Origin of the sequence: Denitrobacterium detoxificans, from assembly GCF_001643775.1 — a bacterium.
GTDB classification, from domain to species: domain Bacteria; phylum Actinomycetota; class Coriobacteriia; order Coriobacteriales; family Eggerthellaceae; genus Denitrobacterium; species Denitrobacterium detoxificans.
Genome location: NZ_CP011402.1, coordinates 46,307 through 73,018, shown reverse-complemented (window position 1 = coordinate 73,018; position 26,712 = coordinate 46,307). Strand labels below are relative to the sequence as shown.

At 62.2% G+C, this 26,712-nt stretch carries 1 protein-coding gene (running past one end of the window); it reads right to left on the bottom strand.

What is annotated here, in order from left to right; all coding sequences use genetic code 11:
• Nucleotides 1-22: 22 nt before the first annotated feature.
• Nucleotides 23-26,712, bottom strand: the 3' portion of a protein-coding gene (locus AAY81_RS10325) for a BspA family leucine-rich repeat surface protein (RefSeq protein ID WP_066659853.1). The gene runs 18,832 nt beyond the window's last position; 26,690 of the gene's 45,522 nt are visible here — the last part of the coding sequence; the start codon falls outside the window, past its right edge — the gene reads right to left on this strand; its stop codon occupies nt 23-25.

Sequence of the window (26,712 nt, the reverse complement as noted above, 5' to 3'; positions counted from 1 at the left end):
CGAACGCGACCGATCGAGATAATCACCCATCCCTTCGGGTGATCTTGCGACGCGCGATGCACAGCAGCGCCAACGCGGTCGCCATCAGGATAATCAACCAAGCGAAATTAGCATCGCCCGTGCGCGGAAGCACGTCGCCGTAGCCGTAGCCCGCGTAGCCGGCCTCCGCCGCGTAGTTGCCAAACACCGGCTCAAAGATGGTGTCGGCATCCATGGTGATGTTGAAGATCGCGTCGGGATCCTCGTAGTAGGTGGTCACGCCGTTCTGCGTGACGTACCAGCCCTTCAGGTACCAGCCGTCGTGGACGTCAATCGTCACGTCATCGCGCGAGAGCGTGAAGCCGGGCTCGATATCATGCGTATGCAGCGTGACGTTACCGCCATCGTAGGTGCCCTGGTAAATCGGGTTGCCATCATCGTCGTAGCCCGTGATAACAACGGTGCCACCACCCAGCGAGGCGGTATGCGTTTCCACATCCCATACGCCGTAGAGCGTAATGTCCGTGCCGGTACCGGCCATCGCGGCGAGCAGGAACATCGCCGTATTCGGGTCGTCGATGGTGGCATCGGAAGGCAGCTTGCCAGACTTCTGAGCCTCAAGCAGAGCCTCCATGAGCTGCTCGGGCGTGAAGTCGGGTACCGTGGCACCCTCGTGCAGCGCCCAGCCCAGGAACGTGCCGTTGCGGCGCGTGAAGCCCTCTTCGGGGAGCTTGAAGTCTTCTTCGCCGTACGTGTACTCGATGTCATCCATCTTGCCCTGGGCAACCGGATCGTTCGGGTCGAAGGTGATGTGGTACGTAATGGGCGTCCAGACCGCCGTAAGCGTGCCGCCGTTGGCGGGAATCGTGTACAGGTAGCCCGGATCCCAAATCCTGCCATCCGCGTCTTCCCAGCCAGTCAGCGTGTAGCCATTGCGCGAGATATCCTCGGCCGTGGGCAGCTTGATAACGCTGTCGGTATCGGGGTTGGTAACGATAGGCTTGCGATAGTCGCTATCGATGGGCACCGTACCGCCAGCCTTGGCGATGGCCGCAGCCTCTTCGCGAGCCGCCTTCTCCTCGATAGTCTCGTCAGCGGGAGGCTCTTCCTCCTCGGCAGGCTCGGCATCGGGATCGGTCCAGATGCCCTTGTTCGGGTCGAGGATGAATTCGTTGCTGATGGCCTTGTAGTACAGACGCAGCACCATGGTGCCGTCACCGGCGATAATCGCGCGCGCCACGGTCACGTACTCGTTGCCCTCGGCATCGGTGACCACCTGGCCATGGGGCACGTACTCGTAGCCCGGGATATCCACATTGTCGGCGTTGCGATACGTGTAGCCCTCAACGTCTTCGTCGGCCCACGCCTCGTCGTCGGTGGTGCCCTCATGCTCGATGCGCTGCGTTTCCGCCCACGCCTCATCGTTGATGATGATTGCGCCGTTCTCGTCATGCGGAATGGTGCCGTCGGCCGCCACGGGAACCAGATTGCCGTCGCCGTCGATGACCCAGCGCTCCACGTAGTACTTGGTATCGCTGTTGGCCACGTAGAAGAAGCGCAGGTGCGTGCTGCCGTCGCCATTCAGGTTCGCAGCCTCGAGGCCCGTGCCCACGTTGTTGCCATCGGCGTCAACCACGAACGTGTAGATCGGATTGCCGTACTCGTCGAGCTTCTGCTTGCCATCCTCATCCAGGACCGGCGTAGCGTAGCCAGGCACGTAGGTGTAGCCAGGATAGTAGCCATCAGGCTTCGCCGTGCTAGAAACCTCTTCATCGGTGGTCGCATTGGCCGCCGGGTTCGGATGCTCCTGGTCGGCGATAACCTCATGGGCGATGCCATTCACGTCTACCAGGTAGTGGCTCACTTCGTAATCCACGTCGTTACGTGCCGCCCACACCGCGTAGAGGATGGTGGAGGTGGTGGGCATCAGGAACATGCCATCGGGCGAGATGAAGTACAACGTCGGATTGGTGTAGGTGTAACCACCCTCGGCGCTGCTGTCGGCGAAGACAATCAGCCAGGTACCGTTCGTGGAAGAACCGCCCATGCCGGTCTTCGTATCGATGCCCGCGCCATGGAAGTTGTCGGCCGCATCGTCTAGGCCGTCGGCCGTGGTCTGCGAGATATTGCCAATCGTACGCGAGCCATCGGGCACGTTGGACCAGCCGATGAAGTAGTAGCCATCGCGATGGACATCGTTCACGCCCGGCAGGCGGAAGGAAGACTCGCTGGAATGGTTGCTCTTCTTCGTGCCATCGGCCTGCTCGACGCCATCGGCATCGGCGTTATGGTTGACCCACGTGCCAGCACCCGGATCGAGAATGAGCTCAATGGTGGTCTTGGCCCTGTAGTACAGGTTCAGCACCAGGCTGCCGTCGTGGGCGATGTTGCCACTCGTGACGCTCGTGTACACATTGCCCTCCGCGTCAACGGCAGTACCCACGAACTCGTACCCAACGAAGTCCTCGTTGTACGCGTAGCCAGGACGCGACTCGTTCTCATCATCGGTAAGAACCGTCGCTGTATGCGTGGTATCGGATGCGCCCACGGTTGCGTCAACGCCCTGGATGTCAGCGTCGGTGATGAGCTCCTTGATGGTGCCGTCGCCGGTGATGCGCCAATGCTTCACTTCGTACGTGGTCAGGTTGCCATACGCGTAGTACAGCTTCAGCACCAACGTGCCATCGGGGGCGATATCGTCACGCGTAAACGATGCGTATACCTTGCCGCCGGGAGCGGTGAAGGCGGAACCGTTGGCGATGAAGCTATAGCCTGCAACGGCAATGTTGTCAGCATGACGATACGTGGTCGCAGCATCGAGCTCGTCGGCCCATGCCTCTTCGTCGGTGATGCCCGCATAGGCAAGGCGATTCGCGACGACCCACGCGGAACCCTCGGCATGCTCGACGGGATTACCATCGGTGCCATAGGGAACCGTGCCGTCCTGGTTCAGGGCGATGGCCACGCCATCGCCGGTGATGACCCAGCGCTCCACGTAGTACGGAGTATCATTGTCGGCCTTCCACACCGCGTACAGGGTAACGGGCGATGCACTAGGCACCGTGTACGTGCCGCCTGCGGCGATGAATTCGGCGCCCGTGGTGGTGGCGATGTTGCCCGCCAGGGCCGCGGCGGCATCGGCAGCCGTACGCGACGGAATGCCCTGGCTTGTACCCACGTTCACGCCACCCTGCGTGGGAATGGTGGTCCAACCCACCAGCGTGTAGCCGGTGCGCGTCATGTCGCTGTTGCTGGGCAGGTCGAAGGTCTGGTCGGTCTTGTAGGTGCCGGACCACGTGTCGGTGGAGGGGCTCCACGAACCGCTGCCCTCGACGAGCGTAACGGAAATGGTGACGGGCTGATAGTAGAGCACCAGGACCATGTTGCCATCGCCGTCCAGGTTGTGACGTGCCACCGTGGTGTAGCCCAGGTAGCTATTGCCGCGCGTCACATAGGTGTAGCCCTCGACGGCCAGGTTGTCGGCATGGCGGTACGTGACCGAAGAATCGAGAGCATCGGCCCAGGCTTCCTCATCGGTGGTGCCGGCGTAGGCAAGGCGCTGCGTGACCGCCCATGCGGCATCGTGGGAAACGACGTTCTTAGACGCATCGCGATCGATGGTGCCGTCCTGCTTCAGGGGAATGGCCACGCCATCGCCGGTGATGATCCAACGCTCCACGTAGTACGGCGTGTCGGTGTTGGCCTGCCATACGGCGTACAGGGTGACCTTGGCGTTGGTGGGCATCACGTACGTGCCGTTGGCTGCGGTGAACACGGCGCCCGTGTCGCTTGCGCGGCCGGTGAGCGCGGCGGCGATTGCTGCGGCGGAGCGGCTTGCCCAGCCCGTGGACTCGGTAACCGAAACCGCAGAACCGGAAACGTTCACCGTGGGCTGCGTGGTCCAGCCAACCAGCGTGTAGCCGTCACGCGTAATGGCGTCGGCGCCCGTGCCGTTGGGCAGCACGTGCGAGGAGTCGCTGGAGTAATGATAGGTCTTGCTACCAGCCCAGCTGGAATCACTGCCACCCACCAGTTCGAGCTCGTTGGTGAAGGTGCCATCGGTTTCCATGGCGGGCTTGTAGTACAGCACCAGGTGCAACGTGCCGTCGGCCAGAATCTCGCCCTGAGCCACGGTGGTGTAGCCCTTGTAGCTATCGTTGTGGACGATGTACTGGTAACCAGCAACCGTCTTGATGTCGTTGTTCGTGTAAGGCAGGGTATCCGTGCCAGTGAAGTCAGCCTTCGCCGTCTCATGGGGCACGCCCTGCGTGTACGTTACGCGATTGTCGGTAGCGTACGTACCGGAATGCGTGCGGACGATCAAACCATTGGCATCGCGGTCGACCACGGGGGTCTTGCCGTCCGGGCCGATCTTCATCTGGATGGCGGTACCATCTTCCAGGATGACCCAGTACTCAACGGTATAGGTAACGTCATTGGCGCGCCAGACGGCGTAGAGCGTAACGTTATTGTTCGTAGGCGTCGAGAATGCCGCACCCGCGGCGGTGAAGGCCTTGCCGCGAGCCCCGAAGTCCGGAATCAGCGTTGCGTCGGAATTCAGGTTCTGAGCGAGCGTTGCCGCCGTGCGCGAATCCTCACCCGTGCTGGTGTTCACGGAAATGGGGGTGCCGCCAGCAGGCGTCACGGTAGGTTCGGTCGTCCAGCCAACCAGCGTGTAGCCCTCGCGCGTGATATCGCTGCCCGTGGGCAGGTTGTACACGTCGTCGGTGGAATGCTGGACGCTGGTATCAACGCCGCTGGCCCACGTACCAGAACCACCCTCATAGGTAATGGTGTTCACGATGGCCTTCCACACTGCGTACAGCGTGATGTTCTGGTTGGTGGTGGGCACCAGGTAGGCGCCGCCCTTCGCAGTGTAGGCCACGCCGAACTCGGCGGCCTTTGCGGCATCATAGACCAGGCCGACTGCCAGGTCGGCGGCCGTGCGCGAGTCGTCGCCCGTGCTGGTGTGCACGTAGATCGGGCTGCCGCCCGCAGGCGTTACCGTGGGCTCGGCGGACCAGCCGATGAATTCATAGCCCTCGCGGCTGATGGCATCAGCGCCAGGCGTGAGGAATTCCTCATCGGTGCCGTAGGTGCCGCTCTTGTCGCCACCCGCAGCCCAGGTGCCGTTGCCCTTGTCGAACGTGATCGTCTTGGTGACGGGCACGTAGTACAGGTCGAGCACCGTGAGGATGCTGCCATCGGCGGCCAGCTTAATCTTCAGACGCGACGTGGTGGTTACCGTAGTGTCGACAGCCGTGGTTACGGAATCGTCGGTATGAGACACCGTGCGCGACATGCCGTTGGTCAGGTACTCGTAGCCGGTGATGCTGTCGTTATCCTGCGTGTACCACGGCTTGGTCGGATCAAGCGTAGCAGCGTCGGCGATGGCCACCTCGCCCGTCACGCCGTAATGCGTGAGCGTCTCGATGGGATGAATCACGCCATTGCCATCCACGTAATAGCGATTCACGGTATAGGGCGAATCGTCATTCGCACGCCAGACCGCGTAAAGCACGCGCTCGGAAAGCGTGGGCATCAGGTATTCGACATCGTCGGCATCCACGAAGACGTACGTCTTGTTCACGGGATCCCACGTGGCAACGAGCGTCCAGTTCGCGCCACCATGGGCGAAGTCATTGCCCGTGGCAGAGGCGAGGCGGTTGGCGGTTTCCTGGGAAGCCAGACCCTCGGCCGTGGATCCAGCCGCATCGGTTGCCCAGCCAACCAGCGTGTAGCCGGGACGCAGGACGTCGGCATTGGTGGGAAGCACCGTGGTGCTCTGCGTGGTGTGCGTGGTAACGGCCTTGCCCTCGCTGCCGGACTTCCAGCTGGCGGGAGCGTCGGTCGTGCCACCCAGGACCAGCCTGAGCGTATTCTCGTTCGCCTCGTAGTACAGGTACATCTTCAGCGGATTGGCGGGGTCGCCGGAAATGCTGCCGGAAGAGCTGGTGGTGTGGGGCACGTTGTCGGCGTCGGTGACGCTGTTGCCGTGCGAGAGGTACGTGTAGCCATCCACGTTGGTGTTGTCATTGGTCACATGCGCGTTGGGCACGTCGTTGTTGCCCTCGGCATCGGCATGCTCGTCAGTAACACCCACGTGCGTGATCTTGTTCTGGCCGTCAACGACCTCGTTGCCATTCTCGTCGATGGGAACGAGCACGCCATCGCCCGTCACCTTGTAGCGATACACGTAGTATTCGGTGTCGCTATTGGCGCGCCATACCGCGTAGAGGGTAACGCTGCGGTTGGTGGGCATCTGATACAGGGCCGTTCCGTTGGCCAAGGTGAAGTACGCGCCACCAGCAGCCGTGCCGCCCGTTACGTCATCAATGGCGTCGGCCATGTTCTGCGATGCAACGCCCGTGCTCTCGTTTACCGACTCACCGTTGTAGGTGGGATACGTCGTCCAACCAACGAGCGTGTAGCCACCGCGCGTGAACGCGTCGCCCGTGGGCAGCGTGAACTGCGAATCGGTGGAGTGCAGCGCCGAAGTGCCCTGGCCCTCCGCGGGCGTGGCGTAGGTGCCAGCCACGAAGTTCAGGCTGTTGTTATTGGCGCGCCATACTGCGTAGAGCTTCTGACTCGTGGTGGGCATGGTGTAGCCCGGCGTATAGAACGTGTAGGTGATGCCATCGGGCGTGGTGGCAACGCGCGTGTAGTTCGCGCCGCCGTTCTGCGGCGTGTTACCCGTAATCAGCGCCAGGGCATCGGCGATGCTCTGGGAAGCATCGGCAGTGGCAGCCTTGCCCGAAGGATCGGTGCTCCAGCCAACGAGCGTGTAGCCAGCGCGGCTCACGTCATTGTTTGTGGGCAGGTTGAAGGCCGACTCAGCCTGGTGCGTGGTCGAGCTGTAGTCGGTAGTGCCCCATGCGCCCGCACCCGGATCAAGCTCGAGCGTCAGGTCGTCAGCACGATAATACAGCGTGTAGCGCATGAGTCCGTTGCCGGTAATCGCATCGGTGGGCGTAAGCGTGCTCGTGTGCAGGACGTTCAGAGCATCCCTGAAGCTCGGATTGAAGGTGTAGCCCACGAACGCGGAGTAGTTCGCCGAATTCACACCCGAGGCGCTCGTGTACTGCGTGAGCGGGTAGACCTCGTCGGTAATGCCGGTAAGGGTATCGGTGATGGTCTCCTTCTCGGTACCGTTACCGTCGAAGCGGATATGGTCGACGAAATAGGTCGTGTCGTCGTTGGCACGCCAGACCGCGTAGAGCGTCTGGTTGGCGGAAGGCACCAGGTAGGCGATGTCGGTGGCATATACGTACGCGCTGCCGTTCCACGTGGCTACCAGCGTCCAGTGCGCGCCACCCGCGTAGAATTCGTCGCCCGTGATGGCGGCCAGCGTAGCAGCCGTGGTCTGCGAAGCGCGACCCGTCGCGGAAGCGCCATCGCTGCTGCGCGCCCAGCCAACCAGCGTGTAGCCCGCACGCGTCACGGTATTGTAGGCAGGCAGCTGAATTTCCTGCTCGACGCGGTAGGTCTTCGGGTTCGTCCCGTTCCAGCTAGCACCCGTGGCGGTGGTGGTATCCCAGGAGCCAGCGCCGGTGTTCAGGGTAATCTTCACCTCGTCGGCCAGGTAGAACAGCGTGTAGGTAATGCCACCGCTCACGTATCCCACGTAATCCCATGCGTAGGTGGTAACGTCGCCGCCGTCGATGGTGACGTTCCAGCCCTCCACGCCGTAGGCATTCAGGCCGTGAGCCAGGTACGTGTAGCCCGTAATGGCGTTCGCGATGGAAGGCGTGGCATCGGCTGCGCCATCGCGGCTGGTAACACCCGTGCTGTTCAGGTAACCATAGGCATCGGCGCCGCTCACGGGAGCGCTATCGGCGTGGACGATGGTGTCGGCCCACGTCTGATACACGTTCGAAGAAACCTGCACCACTTCGCCCTCGCCCGTTACCTTCTTCACGACCACCGTGTAGTCGATCAGAATCGGGCTCCACACCGCGTACAGCGTGCGGTTCGTGGTGGGCATCAGGTACGTCGCGCCATCCAGGAAGTAGACCTTGCCGTAGGTGGCGGTGATGAGCGCGTTCTGGCTATTCAGGTACGTGATGATGTCGAAGGCGTTCTTGCCGGTAGCTTCGTTCACGTCAATCGTCTGGCCATTCACGGTCACGCTCTGCAGCGTCGTCCAGCCAACCAGCTCGTAGCCCGTGCGCTTCACGGTGGACTCCGTGGGAAGCGCGAAGGTGTCGTCCGCGGCATGGTTCTGCGTGAACGTGCCGTTGGGCGAAAGCGAGCCGGACTCGTAGGTGAGCACGAGCGTGTCGGCGTAGTAGAACAGGCGCAGGACCAGCGTGCCGTCGCCGTTCAGGTTGTCGCGCGAGGTCGTGGTAACCGTCTTGCCCTCGATAGTATGGCTCTGGTTATGACCCAGATAGATGTAGCCCTCGATGTCGATGGCGTCGTTCACCAGGTTGTAGCCCAGCGTCTCGGTGGAAGGCACCGCGCCCTGGCTGGCATCCGCGGGCACCACGCCATCGGCATAGACCATCGCGTCGGTACGGCCGGTATGCAGCTTGCGATACGTCTCCCACAGGGTCGGGTCGGCGGCCACGGCCTCAGGCGTGGTCACAATGAGCAGGCCCGTAGCCGGGTCGCGCATGACGTTGCCATTGGCATCGAGCGGCGAAAGCGTGCCGTCGCCGTTCAGCAGCCAACGCTCCACGAAGTACGTGGTGTCGGTGCGCGGCGTGTAGTACAGGTTCAGCACCAGGCCGCCGTCGGCGGTGATTTCCGCGTTCTGCGTCGTGGTCACCGTATGCAGCACGCCGTTTTCGTCACGGTAGGTGAACGAAGCGGTGTCGGCCAGGAAGTCGTAGCCGTTCCAGTTGAAGACCTTGGTGCCGCTCTCCTGGTCCTTGGCATTCGCGGTGGTATCGTTGGCGGGCTTTGCAGCCTCCTGAGCCGTGGTGCCCGTATCGCCGGTGGTGCGGTAGCTCCACACGACCTCGGTGCTGCCGTCGCCGTGGATCTTCACGTGATTGACCTTGTAGTAGCTGGGAAGCGCAGCCCAGTGAGCATACAGGGTGATGGCGCCGATGGGCGTGGAGTACGTGCCACCAGCCACGACAACCACGTCGCCGCCGATTTCGGTGGTGAAGCCATCGAGCATGTAGCCCGCGCGCGTAAGCTGCGTGGCGGTGGGCACCACGAGCGACGTGCCGGAAGCCAGGCGGCCCTGCCATACGTCGTCGGCGAAGGAGAGCTTGCCATCGCCATCGTAGGCGCCCGAACCCGTAGCCCAGGTGCCGTTGTTCGGCATAACCTTCACGGTGAAGGTGCTGGGTACGTAGAACAGCGAGAAGACGGACGTGGCGTCACGCTCGACGGAACCCGTTGCGGTCGTTCCCTCGTACGTGGGGCTGTACGTGGCGTTGGGCGTGCCGCCCTGGACGTCGACGTTATCCTGGTTGTCGTCGCTCTTGTACGTATACGGCTTCGTGGAGGTGTCGTACACCCAAGCCACGCCAGCCGTCACGTTCACGGCAGCATCGGCGTAGCCGGTGTAGGCGATCAGGTAGCCCTTGTAGGTATCCAGGTCGGCCGTAACGTCTTCCACGGTAACGGTGTTGCCGTTATGGATGACGTCGTTGCCGGAAGCATCCACCAGGTAGGTCTTTCCGTCGCCGTCGACGCGGTAGCGCGCCACATAGTAGCTCACCTGCGTTGCGGTGAAGATAAAGTTCAGGACGGTCGAGCCATCGGCAGCCACGACCTTGGTGCCGTCGGTTTCGGTGGGCATGCCCGTGCCGTAGTCGCCCACATTAGTGCCGGGAGCGATCCAGGTGTAGCCGATGACCTTGTAGGTGTCGCCTTCCATGTTGGCACCAGTCAGCGAACCATCATACGTGCCCACGGGGCTCTGTGCCGGGGAAACGGTCTCGTCGGCCACGCCGTCGTGGTAGACCTTCGTGCCCGTGTATTCCATGGTGCCGTCGCCCTTGATGCGATAGACGGCCACGGAGTAGTCGGTGTCATTGGTGGTCACCCAGACCGCATACAGCGTGTCGGCCTCCACGCCCATGGGGAACGTGGTGGTGTACAGCAGGCCCGCCGCAGAGAGCGCATCCTTCAACGCGTTGGCGCGATATCCCTTGGCATCGGCCACGGTAAGGGTCTCGCCAGCATACGTGCCGCTGGTGAACGTGTAGGTTGCCTCGGTGGTCCAGCCCGCCAGCCTATAGCCATCGCGCGTAACGTCGGCAGCCACGGGCAGCGTCACGGTGCTCTCGGCCTTCACGGTGGAGGGCATCGCGTACGTGGAAGTCGTGGCCTTGTTGCCGTACGTGCCAAGGTCGAAGTTGAGCTGCAGGTTATCGGCCTCGTACACCAGGACCAGCGTCAGGCTGCCATCGGCGGCGATAACGCCCGTGAAGACCGTCGCCTTGGTTACGCCGTTGGCGCCACGCTTGTTGAAGGAGGCGTTGAAGGTGTAGCCGACGAACGCGCTGTAGTCGATGGTGTAGCTGCCGGAAGGAGCGTAGCTCTCGCCCGCCGCGTAATTCAGGTGGCGGTACACCGAGCCCGTGCCCTCGCCGGCGACTTCGCTCTGACCGCGGTTCACGATGGCCGTGTAGCTGGTCAGGATGTCCTCGCCGGAAACGACGATCGTGTTGGTGGTAGAGCCGTTCACGGTGAAGGCATTCAGGGGAACGATGTTGCCGTCGCCCGTGTACTTCCAGTACTCCACGTTGAAGGTGGCCACGTCGGGCGCGTACAGGAGCACGAACTTGGCCAGGCCGTTGCCCGTGATGGTAACCGTGGTGGTAGCTGCCGTGGCGTAGGCCGTGCTGTACGTGCCAACCGTCAGGTCGTTCTTCATCTTGTAGCCGGCGATGACCGCATAGCCACCCGTGATCGAGTAGCCCGCATGGGATCCGGTCACGATGTCGCCTTCGGCATTCAGGGTAATCGAAGTGTCAGTGGTAGCCTGGCCCACGACGTCGGTGCCGATCTTGGTGGTGTACTGGCCCGTGGGATCGAGATACCAGCGCTCGATGGTGAATGTCGTGGTGTCGTTGGCCACGTAGAACAGCTTCAGCACCAGAGGCTCGGCCTTGCTGATGTTGCCAGACAGGTGCGTAGTGTACGCCGCCGCCGTGGGCGAAGCATCAACCGTGCCGTTCACCTTCACCGTGTAGCCAGCGAAGTCGGCATCCGCGAAGCCGTAGATAGAGGCATTGTCCCCCACCAGCGTATAGCCAGCCCAAGCCGCTTCGGTGTTCACGTTGTGGGCGGTTGCGGTAGCGGTGGTGTCGGTGGTGCCGGTCAGGTTATCCGTGTTCACCTTCGTAATGATGATGTTGCCATTGGCATCCTTGACAACCTTATAGTGCTCGACCACGTACGGCGTGTCGGCGATGGGCTTGTACACCGCATACAGCGTGATGGCGTTCTCGGCATTGGCGGGAAGCTTGTAGATGGAACCCGGTGCAAGCAGCAGGTCGCCCAGGCTATCGGCGTAGGTAATCGCCGCCTGGCCCGCACGCTCGGTTGCCGCAGCGGCATCGGTGGTCCAACCCACCAGCGTGTAGCCGGGACGATCGACCGCGGTGGTGCCAGGAAGCGTGGCATTGTATTCAGTGGCATGGTCGGTATCGACCTTGTTGCCCGTGGTGCCGTCGGTCCACGTTGCGGGAAGCGTCGACCAGGCCGTGCCCGCATCCAGCGTGAACGTGTAGCCGTTGGGCGCGTAGTAGAGCGTGATGATCAGCTTCGGGTTGCCAGCCACGATCTTGCCGGTGCCCGGAGCCCACGTGCCAGACTGGTTGTTGCCGCTGGTCTTGGTAACGCCAGCAACGGTGACCACGTCGCCGTACGTCCATCCCACGAAGGACGGGTAGTTGGCGGCGGTAGTGCCCGAATTGCTCGTGTAGACTTCCGCAACGGCGGTGTCGTCGGTGATGCCCGTGAAGGTATCGACGATGACCGTCTTCTCGTTACCGTTGCCATCGACACGCACGTGGCGCACGGTGTAAGGCGTCGTGTCAAGCGCGTACCAGACCGCATAGAGCGTCGTGTTCTCGGTACCCAGGTTGAAAGTGCCAGTGATAATGGCACCAGCAGCGTTCAGGGCCTCGTAGACCGCGCGGGAAATGCTGCCCTCCGCCGTATTCACGGTGAAGGTCTGGGCAGCATAGTTAGCCGCGTCGGCAGCAAACGTGTAGTCGGAAACTGCCGTCCAGCCCTTGAATTCGTAGCCAGCGCGCTCGAGCACGTCGGATCCGGGAAGCGGGTAGTTCGGGTAGTCGGCACGCACGTTCTGCGAAGCGTACGACGGGTTGTACCAGCTGCCCGCGCCAATCTCCAGCGTAAGCGTGATTTCCTGAGAGACGTAGTACAGGGCCAGCTCGGTGTAGTAGTCAACATCTACGCCGTTCACCGTGACGGAGCCCAGAGGCGTGGTGCCCACGGTGGCCGAAAGGATGTTCTTCGACGTCACGCCATCTTCGTCGGTGTACGTGAAGGTAGAGCTCCACGCATATGACGTGAAGTCATAGCCCTTGTCGACGTCCTTCGTGAGCGTCTTGTCGCCGGGCAGCACGTCTACCTGGCTGTCCACCTTGCCGCTGCGCACTTCCTGGTACTCGCGAACCAACGTTTCGGCGCCCGTCCACTTGTACCAACGCACTACGTAGTGCACCAAGTCGGCTTCGTAGAAGAGCTTCAGGGCCAGCGTAGTGGTGGCCGAGATGTTGCCCTCCAGGATCTGCTGGTACGGGTTGGTGCCATCGGTGATGCGCGCGCCCGTGGTGTCGAGCACGTAGCCATCGGCATCCAGCTTGTAGCCCTCTTCGTCGGGCGTGGTGGAGTACTGATGGTAGCCATCGTACTTGTTGGCGGCAGTGCTCGGGTCGAACGTGGCCGTGGTGTCGGTGTAGCCGTAGTACGTCTCGGTGTCGACCTTCACCATCGTACCGTCGCCCTTGTGCTTGTAGTACTCAACCACGTAGGACGTGCGCTGGTTGGGCTCCCATGCGGCGTACATCGTGGTGGGAACCGTAGGCATGCTAATCACGGAAGCGGCCGTGTAGTACGGCAGATTCACGGAAGCACCGCCATAGGTGAACACCAGGTACTGGCCATTATCGCCGCTCTGAACGAGCTTCAGGAACTCGATGGCCCAATTGCCCATGAGCGAGGTGATATCGGACGCCTTGAAAGTACGCGTCTCGGAGCCGTAGGTCACCTGGATGGTGTAGTCATCGGGGTTGGCCGCCGTAGGCAGCTCCACCCAACCGCGCAGCGTGTAGCCCGTGCGACGCGTCTGGTTGGCGGTGGGCAGCGTCACCGAGTCGCCAGCCATATGGTCGCCCGAGGGATCTTCGTTCGGATACCACGAGTACGCATCGCCCGTGCCCTTGTCGAACGTCAGGCGCATGCTGATGGCGCGGTAGTACAGCTTCAGCACCAGCGGGTCGCCCGTAGCGGAAATGGTGCCAATGGCCTCGGTGTAGTACTTGGTCTCGGCCGCGTCGCCCTTCGAGACGTACGTGCCATGAGGCGCGAACTCGTAACCGGTAATGGCCACGTCGTCGGCCGTGTAGTAGGTATGCGTGGCGGCATCCCAGCCAACCGTGGCGGAATCGTTGTTCGCCTGCGCGTTGGCGTTGGCATCGGTGTAGCTGGAGTGGCTCATCCAGTAGGAGCTCACGTCATCGGTGCCGTTCCAGTTGTAATCAACGGTGCCGTCGGCCTTCACGGGAAGCAGCGTGCCATCGCCCGTGACGACCCAGCGCTCCACCGTGTAGGCGGTACTCGAAGCGGTGTAGTACAGCTTCACGTGCAGCACGCCCGTGGTGGCGTTGGCCGAGTGGCCGGTAATGATGCCGTCGTCGGTATTGCCCGGCTCGCCGTAGGAGTACAGCGTGGAGCCGTTGTAGGAAATGCTCGCGGCGTATTCATAGCCGGCGATGACATGCGCGGTGTAGTCGACGGGCGATTTCACGTTCGCCGTGGTGCCGGTCGTGCCCGTAGCCGTGGCATCCTCGGACGTCACATGCTCCAGCGTGCCGTCGCCGCGCAGCTTCCAGTACTCCACGACGTAGGTGGAATCGGAAGGCGCCCACACCGCGTAGAGCGTGGTGGTTTCAGCGGTGGGCATGGTGAAAGAAAGCGTGCCCGTGGCCAGCAGGTCGTCATCGGCCGTGGTGGCGCCGGAGGTGCGCGACCAGCCCATGAACGTGTAGCCGTAGCGGTACACGTCGTTGCTGCCGGCGAGGGTAATCACGGCTTCGGAATTCGGGCCCGGGGTGGGCGTCTTGTCGCCGTCGGTCCACTGGCCGTCGCTACCCAGGTCGTACACGAGCGAACGGGACATGGCCTCGTAATACAGATTCAGCACGAGCGTGCCAGCGGCGTTCACGATGCCCTCGTAGCGCGTGGCGTACGTGCCGTCGTTGTAGCTCTTGCTGAACTTGTAGCCCAGCGTGCCATACGTGGCGGAGTCGTCGGCAACCACCTGGTTGTCGTAGTAGTACGTAGCGGTATTGGTGCCGTCCTCGGAAACATTCACCGTGGTGTCGGCGTAACCCGTGCGCACCAGCGCATTGCCCCACGTGCCCGTGGCGGAATCGTAGACGACGTTCAGCGCCTCACGCGTGCCCTCGCCCGTAATCTTCCAATACATGATGGTGTAGGCCGTATCGGCATCCTGCGTGAAGAAGAGCTTCAGGGCATCCGTGCCCGTGCCGCCCGCGTTCACCTGAATCTGCGTAACGTTCAGGCTGAACGGATCGGTAAGGTTGTTCTCGTAGTAATGGTAGCCACTGTACGTGGTGTCGGTGCCCGTGGCGCTCACCCAGGTATCCACGCGTGCCTGGCGCGTTTCCTGCGTGAGCGTGCTGGCAATGCCAGTCTTCTCGGCATTGAGTGCGTAACGGTAAATCGTGTAATTGACCAGGTTGGGCATCCAGACCGCATAGAGCGTGGTGTCGGCATGCGGCATGGTGAACTGGCCGCCCACCGCATAGAAGCCATACGTTGCGGCATCGCCGGAGAGCAGCGCGTAGATGGCCAGCGCCTCGTCGCCCGAAGCGGTGTTCGTGGTAACCGCCTTGGTAACGCTCGCACCCGTCTTCGAGCTGGTATAGGTCACGCTCGCAGACTCCGTAGTGGTCCAGCCCACCAGCGTGTAGCCGGAACGCGTGGCATCGTTTGCCACGGGGAGCGGCGTGACGGTGTAGCCATACTGGACTTCAGGCACGCGCGCGCCCGCACCCGTCCACGTGCCGCTGCCGGGATCGTACGTCAGATCGTACACGATGGCGTGCAGGTAGATCTCCAGCACCAGGTTGCCATCGCCCGTAACCGTGCCGCGTGCCACGGTGGTGAACGACCTGCCGCTCTGGCTCGTTACCGCCACCAGGTTGCCCAGGTACTCATAGCCATCGGGCAGGCTGGTGGTCAGGTTGTAGTACACATAGCCCGTGGGGGCCACGGCACCCGCCGCGGCGTCGGCCACGATATGCGTGCCCGTGGCGGCCGTGGTGTTGATGGTGTTGATGTTGGTAAGCGTGCCGTCGCCAGCCAACGTGTACACGTAGATCTTGTAGGCAACTTCCTTGGCGGTGAACACGTGCACCAGCTCGAGCGAGCCGTCGCCCGCGATGGTGCCCGTCTCGACGGTCTTGTAGGTCGTGCCGTTGTACGTAATCTCCATGCTGCTGTTCAGCTCGAAGCCCGTAGGCGGAACCGGCGTCGGGGTAACGCTCGTGCCCGTGGTGCCCTTGTAGGTCAGGGTCTCGAGCTGCGTGATGGTGCCATCGCCGTTCACCTGGAAGCGCACCACGCTATACGGCGTTTGGGTATTGGCCTGCCATACCGCGTACAGCTTCGTTTCCGCGGCCGTACCAACCGTGTACTCCACACCCGGGTTGTACACCGCAGTGGTGGCGGCTTCGCTGGTGTCCCAACCCAGGAAGGTGTAGCCAGGATAGCTCACGTTCACGGCGGTGGGCAGGTACGTCTTGGTGTCACTACGATAGCTCGTGGAAGCCAGGTGCGCGTAGCCACTCGCCCACTCAGCGCCGGGAGCATTGGTGGGATTGACCACCAGCACTAGCTTGCGGCCCGTATTGGCTTCGTAGTACAGGTTCAGCACCAGGCTACCGTCACCTGCAACCGTGCCGGTGATAACGCTGGGATAGGCTTCCTTGATCTCGGGAGGCACGTAGGTGTAACCAGCGATGGTAATGGGCGAAGCCGTTACCTTGGCGCCCGTAAGGGCCGTGGGCGTATCGGTCTGCACCAGCGTGGCATACGAGAACGGATTGGCCACATCGTGATACTGACCGGGAATCCTCCAGTAGTTGATGGTGTAGGTGACCTCTTCGGCCGTGAAGAGCTGCACCAGCACCAGCTTCGAGCCGTGGGCGATGGTCACGCCATCTTCGTTCAGCACGAAGCCGGTAACCGTGCCCGTGAGGTCGGCCGTGTACGTGGTGGTCACGCCCGAGACCTTGCCCGTGATGGTGCCGCCGTTAGCAACGGCAACGTAGCCGGTAGGAATGTCATCGGTCGGGGCGGTTACGACGCTATCAGTGGGCGCCGCAAGATTCAGCGGATCGAGAATGGTAATGGTGCCATCGCCATTCAGCTGGTAACGCAGAACGGTGTATGCCATGTCGGTGGCGGTGTAGAACAGACGCAGCACCGTAGAGCCGTCGCCCGCAACGGTGCCCTCGGCAATCTCGCCGATGCCGTCGCCCTTGTACTTGGGAGCGTATTCGTAACCTTCCCAGCCAAGCGCGGTCGCGGTGTCAATCGGGGTTGCGGTGACAGCGCGCCCCGTCGTGCCCGTCAGGTGCTCGGTCGCATATACGGTCACGTTGCCCTGGCCGTCCACCTTGTAGTGCTCGACGGCGTAGGCCACGTCGGAGAGGGCGCCGAAGACGGCCTGGTAGGTGATGTTTTCAAATACGCCGGTCGTCGGGTTCTTCTGCGGCGTGATGTGCTCGGGCGCGCGGTTGCCATCGGCGTAGAGCACGATCTGCTTGGTAGCCGCATTAATCCAGTACAGGAATTCGTAGCCCTCATCGGCGGTGGCCAGCGAGCCGGTGGGCGTGCCCGATGCCGGGGCAACGGTCTCGCTCGCCTTGCTCACGGTACCACCCATGCCAGCCGTGTAATTGATGGTCACGTTGCCCAGCTCGGCAAAGACGGCGGTGAATGCCTGTACCTGATTCCACTGCGTGATGGAAAGGCCACTGAACGTGGGAGCCCAGGTTTCCGTGGAACCCACCGTAACGCCCGAGGCGTCCTTCCAGCCCACGAAGTAGTAGCCCGGAAGCGGCGTGGCGGTAGCGCCCTGCGCATTGTCGTCGTTCACCGTGGTGAGCGTCTCGGAGCCCGGCGTGACGGTGCCACCCACGCCAGCCTGGTACACGATGGTGACCAGGTTGGAATTGCTCACATAGTACAGCGTGAGCACCAGGCTGCCATCAGCGGCGATGACGCCCGTTGCGCTCGACGCGGAAAGCGTGGGCGAATACGTCCAGCCGCTACGCGTGTAGAGCACCGTGCTCTGGCCGGAAGGCGTCCACGTGGTGGAGTCGCCGGAGTTGGCAACCACGTAGTTGCTGCCGCTGGAAACCACCGTCACGGTCCAGCCGGTCGTGCCGGTGGCGGCCATGTCGGCGTATCCGCTAGCAGCCGAGAAGGTGCCGTCGGAATTCTGGAACACGTGCTTGATGGTGTAACCCGTATCGGTGGCGGGCTTGGTCTTCAGCGTGTAGGTATGCGATTCGAACATGCCGTTGGCGGCGTTGCGCGAAGGCACGAACGTCAGGTCGGTGGAGACCAACGTACCGTTCTCGTCATACCATCCAAGGATGGTATAGCCATCGGAGATGTGGCCTTCACTGCCAGCGGGCGTGCCAGAAAGCGGGTTGATGCTTTCCGTGGAACGATTGACCCATGCCGTCTGGGAATTCTCGACGCCGTAAGTGAAGGTTACCTTATCTTCCTCGGCGAATACCGCGTAGTAGGTGGCCGTATGGTAGCGAGCATCCTCGCTGCTGGGCGACACGCGCCAGGAAGCGCTGCGAGAAACCACGTTGCCGTTCTCGTCCACCCAGTACAGGAACTTATAGCCCGTAAACGGAGTGGCTGTGATGATGTACGGATAGCCAACGCCCGTCTGCACGTACACGCCGTTGGCGGCATCCCAAACCAGCACTTCACCGTAGATGGAGCTCACCCACTGGCTTGCGCCCTGGTGCACCGTGTAGGTGTCGTTGAAGGAAGGTACGTAGTAGTTACGCGGGTCGGTAACCGTGTTGTCCGTCCAGGTAAGGCCCGTGGCGCCTTCCGCACCCTCCAGCTTGCCGTACGACCAGCTGCCAATAGTGCGCACGCCATAGTTGATCTGCACGGCGTCCTGCGCCCAGTGAGCGAACAGCGTCACGTTCGCGGTAGGCATCGGAATGGAAGCGCCCGCAGCATAGGCCACCGCACCATCCGCCGTGAGCGACCAGCCGTCGAGCACGTAGCCCGCGCGCACCGCATCGCCCGAGGCGGGCAGAACCACGGTGGAACCAGTGCGCTGCGTAACCGGATTCGTTACGCTGCCATTGATGGTGCCGTTATTGCCATCAAACGTGATGGTGTGATACCACGCGGTCCACGTGGCCGTGAGCACCAGGCCGCCCGCCGGAATGGTCAGGGTGGAAAGGTCGCTCACGCTATAGACGGTGCCGTCGCCTGCGCGCCAGCCAAGGAAGAGCCACTGCTCGGTGCCCGTGCCCTTGGGCAGGTCCACGCCATCAACGGTGATGGTCGCACCCGTGAATGCGGGAACCGCAGCGCCCACGCGCTGGCCGGGAACCGTCTGAGTGGCGAAGTCGCCATGGTCGCCGGGGTTGTACACAACGCTTACGAGCTGTTCCCAAATGGCCGTCGCAGTAGATGCGCCATAGGGAATGAGCTGCGCCAAGCCGTAATCGGCATCGGTGCCGTTCCAGGTAATGGTGCCGGAAAGCGTGGTGCCGTCATCCTTCACGCTCGTCCACTTCCAGCCCTTCAGGCGCCAGCCAGCATTCTCGGTCACGCCGATGATCTGCGAAACGCCCTGACCGTACGTAACGGTGGCAACGTAGATGTCCTGCGTCACCGAACCACTCGTACGCGTATCATGCGTGAAGCCCGTACCCTCGCCGAGCGTGCCACCCGTTTCGTCGCCGCCATCCACGATCAGGTCGTAGGTCTTGGCAACCCACTTCGCATACAACGTGAAGGAGGCAGTCGGACTGGCCAGCGTGATGGCCTGCATGTCGCTATAGTCGGTGCCCGTGCCATCGGCCTTGGTGTTCCAGCCATCGAAGCGATAGCCGTTCACCTCGTAGGCGTTCGGAGCAAGCTGCATGCCATAGCCGTACTGGAATCCCTGAACGGGCATCGTGCCGGTATGGGCATCGGCGCCCGTGGGCTCGTTCGCATCGAAGGTGATGCTGAAGTCCAGGTTGACCCAGCGCGCGATGAAGATGAGCGCGGAATCGACCGTCAGGCCATCAACCTTCGAAAGGTCGACCTGCTTGTAAATGACGCCCGTGCCGTTACCGTTCTCGTCGGCAAGCTCCCAACCGCCGAACGTCTTGGTGGCGTCGGTGGAGGCGGGATAGCCACCGAACGTGGGAACCTTGTCGCCAGGCTGCACGTGGCCAAAGTAGCTCGTGCCTTCCACGCCCTCTTCGAAGTCACCGTAATCGCCCGTGCGGTAGCTCACCGTGTAGCCGGCAGCCCACTTGGCCAGGAAGACCGTAGGACCGATGACCGTCCAGGCCTTCGCCTCTTCGATCGTCAAGTCGCGGCTCGTCGTGGTGCCCTGGCTCTCGTAGTAGACGGTCCAGCCAGCCAGGAAGTAGTCGTTGGCAGGCGTAATGACCACGCTGTCGTAATCGGCGGTGTCGCCATACCAGACGGTCTGGCTATCGCTGCCGCTGATGGTGCCCTTCGCCATATCGCTGCTGGCGAACGTAACCGTCACGCGCTCGGCTTCCCACACCGCGTAGAAGTGCACGGTTGCGCCGTCATGGTAATTCAGGTTCTCCATGTAACCCTGGGAAGTGGTGCTGGTGAGCGTGCTGTCGGAAGCGCCCTCGATGATCCAGCCTACCCAGTGGTTGCCCTCGCGCTTGAAGCGGTTGGCGATGTTCACCTGCTCGCCATAGGAAACGGTGACGCTCTGCGGCAGGCCGCTCGAGGTGTCGTAATAGGCATCCCACACGTTGCCATGGAATTCCACGGTGTAGGTGTAGGGCGTCCAATGCGCATAGAGCGTCACGTCGTAGTTGGGCATCACGAAGGTATCGCCGAAGCCATACACCTTCGCGCCGTTGGGCGTGAGCGCCCAACCGTCGAACGCGTAGCCGTAGCGCCACAGATTGGTGGTGTCGCTCGAGCTGGCGGTGGTCACCGTCTCGCCCGTCTTGTACAGTGCGCCGGAAGGAGGCGTGTTCACGCTACCGCGAATGGTATTGTTCGGATCGTACGTGACCACGTGGCCAATCTCGGTCCACATGGCATACAGGGGAACCACGGTGCCGTCGACGTTGGCCAGGTTGATGACCGTTTCGGCATCAGCGTAGGTGGTGCCCGTGCCGGAAGCCGACGTATTCCAACCAGAGAACGTGTAGCCCTCGCGCTCAAAGCCACCCGCCACCGGCGTAAGGGCCACGGGCTCATCGTAGGTCGCATCGAGCGGCTGAATGCCCGCAGACACGCTATCGGCGCCATTGCCGTTGAAGGTAATGGTGTAGCTGATGGGCACGAAGTATGCGTACCAGGTAGTACCCGTGAACCACACGTCATCAGCGTGCTTCGTGGGAGCAAACACCTCGTTGCGGCTCACCAGGACGCCGGAAGCATCGCGCCAGCCAGCGAACTTATAGCCAGCACGCGCGCTTGCGGTGGCGCCCAGCGGCTTGCCGTCGCCCGCGTTAACCGTTTCGGAATCGGGCTCGATGGTGCCGCTGCCTTCCTTCACGGCGTAATGGAGCACGGCCTCTTCGGGCGTGAACCATGCATACAGGATGAGGGTCGTGATCTCGTCGTAGCCATAGCCCATGGCGGTGGCCAGCGTAGAGAAGCTATCGCCCTCGCGTGCACGATACTTCGACAGATCGCTCTGGTCGAACTCGTTGGAGTAGTACCAGCCAATGAAGTAGTAGCCCACATGCTCGGGGTCATCGGTGGGAACGATATCGTTGCTATCCCACGTCACGTCGTAGCGGGTGGGAACGTAGGTGCCCTCGCCCGTATCGTAGATCACGGTGTAGTGCAGCTGCGTCCAGCGCGCGTAGAGCGTGACGTTCGCATCGAAGAGCTCGATTTCCTCGCCCGGCGCGTAGCTTACGGTACCCGCCTGGTCGAGCGCCCAGCCGTCGAAGCGATAGCCCGCGCGCTCCACATCGGCCGTGCCGCGCAGCGTGTAGGGATTGTCGTTCTGCGTGTAGTTGGTGCGCGTTTCGACGTCGGCCATGGAGGCGTCGCTCCATCCACCCTGCACCGTACCCGTGGCATCCTCGAAGGAGTACGTGATGACGATGTCGCGCATCCAATGGGCCGTGTATACCACGCTCGAGTCGCCGAACGTGTAATCCAGGCCCGTCATGGTGTTGCCATTGCCGTCGACCCATGCCACGAAGGTCCAGCGCACGCCATCGGCATCCACCACGGAACGCGGCGCGCCGCCCTCAACGGGGCCAGCGAAGGTCACGTCAGTGCCCACCGTCTTGCTCTCGAAGTAGGTGCCCTCATCGCGGTACGCCCAGTCGCCATGTTCGCCAGGCAGGAACGTCACGGAAAGCACCTTGGTCCACTGGGCGGTGAATACCGTGTCGCCCAGGATGGCGATCTGTGCGGGGTTGGGCGTTTCGCCCGAGGCGATTTCCACGCCGTTGCGCGTCATCACGTAGGTCCAGACATCGAGCGTGTAATCGGGAGCCGCATTCACGGTAACCGCAGCCGTGGACACCTTGTCGCCGTAGAGCACCGTTAGCGCGTCAGCGGAAACCGTGCCCTTGCCCGTGTCGCTCGTGCCGAACGACACCGAGTAACCAACCGGGGTCCACTGTGCATACAGCAGCACGTCGGCGCCAGCCTGAGACGTCAGGTTGGAAAGCGAGGCGCGGTCGCCGTAGACCGTGGTGCCCGTAGCCGTCTTCCAACCGGCGAAGTCGTATCCCACGCGCGAGAAGCCGTTGCCGGGAAGCGCCTGCTCCACGTCGTAGGTGAAGGTCACGCTCGTCATGGAGCCCGTCGTGTCATTGGAATTCGGGCTGAAGCTCACGGTGTAGGTGATGGGCGTCCAGTGAGCGTACAGCGTAGCGTTGCCCGTGGGCATGGTGTACGTTGCGCCGGGAATGTAGGTAACGGCGCCCTCGGCCAGCTCCGACCAGCCATCGAGCACGTAGCCCGTGCGCAGGAACGCATTGGCCGCCGGCAGGTGCATGGTGGCGAAGGCGTTCAGCGGGAACTGCAGCGTGCCGTCGGGCTTCAGGTTGGAACCATAGGCGGAAGCGGTGTTGTAGGCGCCGCCGTTGCCGTTGATGGTCAGCGTGTATGCCGCAACCTCCCAGTATGCGTACAGGGTCACCTTGCCGCCGGCAGCACCCGTGAGGTTCTTCACGCTTTCACCGTCGCCGATGAGCGTACCCGAGCCATCGCTACCGGTGGTCCAGCCGCCGAACGTGTAGCCCGCGCGCGTAATGCCGCCAGCCGCAGCCGTGGGGATGTTCTGAGGCACGTCGTAGGTGAACACGATGTCATCCAGCGCACCCGTGCCGCCATTCACGTCGAAGCTCACGGTGAAGTCATGCGCCGTGAAGACCGCGTAGAATGCCGTCGGGTTACCCCAGATCGAGTACACGCCGTTGGCGGCATCGTAGGCATCCTTGGTGGGCTTGAACGACGAGGTAGTTGCCACGATATTGCCCGCGGCATCCATCCAGTACAGGAAGCTATAGCCCGTGCGCGAGTACGCCGCGGAGCCCGTAGCCTCGTTGTCGGAAACGGCCGCGATCGTCTCGGACGTACGGTTGACATAGCCACCCGTGGTAACGGTCATCGCACCCGTAGTCGCATTGCGCGTAACTGCCGTATAGGTAATCTTGCCAACGTCCTCACGCCACCATGCGTAGATGGTGCCGATGGATCCATTGGCACTGCCGCTGGCCACAGCCGAGAACTGCGTGGTGGAGCTTACCAGCGAGGAATCCTCGGAAGTGCCAACGTACCAGCCCACGAACGAGAAGCCAGGCTTGGTGGGATCGGCAATACCATTGAGCAGGTCGGACTGTGTCCAGCCAACGCCCGTGCGGTTCGCGATGACGCTACCGCCCTGGGTGTCGTACACGAGCGTATAGGTGTTGGCTTCCCAAATGGCGTACAGCGTCATGTTGCCCGTAATCGACGTGGCGGTTGCGCCAGGAGCGTAGGCCGCTGCGCCCGTAGAGGACAAGCCCCAACCAGCGAGCGTGTAACCCGCGCGCGCAACGTCGGTTGCGTCGGGGAGCACGACGCTATCGCTCGTGGTAACGGCGCGTGCCGACAGGTTCGAGGTAAGCGCGGTGCCGCCGTTGGCATCGAACGTGAGCACCTGCTGGCTCTGTTCCCACTGAGCCGAGAAGTTCAGGTCGGAGGTAACGATGGTGGGCAGCTCGGAAACCGTCCAGCCATTGGAATTGGCGTAGGTGGCGTAGGTCACGCCATCCACGGTCCACTTCCAACCCAGGAACTTCCAGCCGGGATCGGCTGCGGGGTTGCCAAAGTTACGCGGATTCGTCTCGATGGTGTCGATGTAGATGCTGGTGCCCGTATTGCCGGGGAACGGATAGTCGCTCATGCTGGCGCCATTTGCCACGCCCGTCCAATACGTCACGTTCTCCACTTCGCCAAACGCGCCATGGTCGCCCGGCGAGTAGCGCACCAGGTAGGTGCTCGTGGAAAGCCAGACGGCCGTGAACACCGTATTGCCCCACACATGCACGCGCGTAGGATCCTGCGTGATGTCAACCTTCACGGGAGTGCCGTCCACGGTCATCACGTATGCCCAATGCGAGAACTTGTATCCGGCAGCCGGCGAGGTGGAGGGAACGAGCGATCCATCAAGCACATCGCCATAAGCCACGGAATACGGACCAGTGTACCCGCTCATGGATCCATGATCGCCCGCGACGAACGTCACGGCGTACTGCGTGGGCACCCACGTCGCATAAAGCGTAACCGTGGTGCCATCGCTGGAAAGGTTCATGACGGTGATCTTGCCATCCACCGTACCGTCCGCAGCGTCGGTGTACACCGCTTCGCCACCGGGAGTAATCGCCCAACCGGCGAAGGTATGGCCCGCATAGGCGAATGCGTTGTCGGAAAGCGCCTTGGCGCTGTCGTAGGTGTGCGTCTGGTTCGCCATGGTGCCCGTGGCTTCCGCAGCACCCGAGCGGAAAGCAACCTGATACGTAGTGGGAATCCACTTGGCATACAGCGTAGCCACTGCATCCTGCTCGTACGCCAGGTTATCTTCCACCAGGTCGCCATCAGCATACAGCGTGCCCGTGCCGTTGGGGCCGGTGGTCCAGCCGCCGAACGTATAGCCCGTACGCGATGCATTGGTAGCCATGGGCAGGCGGAACGCCGTGCCGTACGTGGCGGTCAGGTCGTCTACGCTACCCGCGCCCTCGCCCATGTCGAAGCTCACCGTATAAGTGTTCGGGGCAAACGTGGCAATGAAGCTCATGGTCGCGGGCCAGAAGTTGCCCGTGCGCGTAGGCGTGAACTCGGCCTCCGAGCTCACCTGGGCACCCGAAGCGGCGTCGAGCCATGCCACGAAGTGGTATCCGTTTGCAGCCACTGCGGTGACCGTGGGAGCTTCGCCCGTAACGCGCGCGATGGTGGTGGTCCACGAGGTGGCGCCCGTGTCATCATGCGTGAACGAGCCGCCGGTCTGCACGCCGAAGCTTACCTTGGTTTCCAGCTCCTGCCAGTTGGCGAACAGGGTAATGGGAATGCCATTGCTCGCGGCGAAGTCGTTCACCAGGTCGCCCGAGTAGAACCTACGGCCAGAACCGTCGGCGTTGAGCGTCCAATACAGGAAGCTATAGCCGGGACGGTAAATGCCCGTGGTCGTGCCGCCGCTTGCAATCTGGTAGTAAACGCCACGCGTGGCCTGGCCATTGGCGATGGAGCCCTGCGCCTGCACGATATCGGCCGCCGTGGTGTTGCCCACGTAGGCGATGGTGTTGGAATTGGGCTCGAAGATGGCCGTGAAGGTAACCGCATGGTACGTGCCATCCCAGAACGCGATGTTGTACAGGTCGTTCGCACCAATGTAATCCTGGTTGCTGATGATCGTGTCATTCACGTTGTTGATCCAGTACGCTACGTGATAGCCCGTATCGGGAATGGCCATGCCGCCAATGCCCTGGCCATCCTCGCTATGCGTGGGATTCAGCGCGTAGATGCTCTCGGAAACCGACGTACCCGATTCCGCACCCGTGTAGTTGCGAGCCACCTGGCCGTTGGTGCCTGCCACGTAGGTGATGTCAACGTAGCCGGCAACCCACTTGGCAATGAGTTTCACGGCAACGGCGTTGTCGTCGTAACCTTCGCCCTCGTCGACGTCCAGCAGGAAGGCGCGCAGTGCCATGTACTGCGTATCCTCTTCCAGCTTCACATCGTAGTTGGTGCCATCGATGGTGTAGTACCAGCCCTGGAACACGTAACCAGGTTTGCTGGGCTCCACCACGGTGCCATCAACCTTGGGGAACAGGTTGTCCTGATCCCACTTGATGCCCGTGCCAGCCGCGATGGCGGGCGTGCCGCCGTCGGTGTCGTAGTTGATGATGAAGTTGCCGCGCGGCGCCCAGTGGGCATACAGCGTCTGAACGGCGGTGGTGTAGATGTTGCCGCCCGACTCGTACGTCTCGCCTTCGGTGCAGGCGGGGCTAATGCCATCGTTCAGCCAACGCAGACGATAGATCGTCCCAGCCTCGTAGTAGTCGCCCGTGCCGTCGGGCTTGGTGTACCAACCCACGATGTCGTAGCCACGTGCGTAGTACCAGTCATTGAGCGCCGGAATCTCGATATCGTCACCCGCGTCGCCCAGGTAGCTGTTATAGCTATCGTGGCCGCTGCGCAGATGCGCGGAGGGATTGTTCGGGTCGTAGATGATCTTCGAATGCTGGATGGGGGCCCACTGAGCATACAGCGTAGTGTACTCGCCAAACATCTCGTCGGTAGGCGTATAGGTCTTGCCCGCCTCGTATTCGTCGCCCGTGCCGTTGGCCGCGGTGTTCCACCAACGCAGACGATAGCCCGTCCACTCGAACACCTTCACCACGGCATCCTGCGAATACACCGGCATGGTGTACTCGAAGCCGAAGGGCAGGAACACGTCGGCCATCTCGCCAGTCGCGGCGGAGCTGTTCTTCTTGAAGGTCACGACGGTGCCCGGATACCAGTGGTAGTGCACCGTGCGGTAGTTGCTGCGAGAAGCATCGGGGTACAGCGCCTTCAGTTCGCTGGTGGTGAAGTAGTCGCCCACCGCAAACGTCTTGTCCGACGTTTCGGTTGCCACGAAGTCCTCAACGCGCCAACGCGCGGCCTGGGCATCCTTGAAGACGGTGGGATCCAGACCAGCGTCTGCCAGCAACGTACCCTCATCGATGGTCAGGTCGTTGAGGGCCGTAGCGCCCGCCAGCATATTGGCGCGCGTGGAAGCGG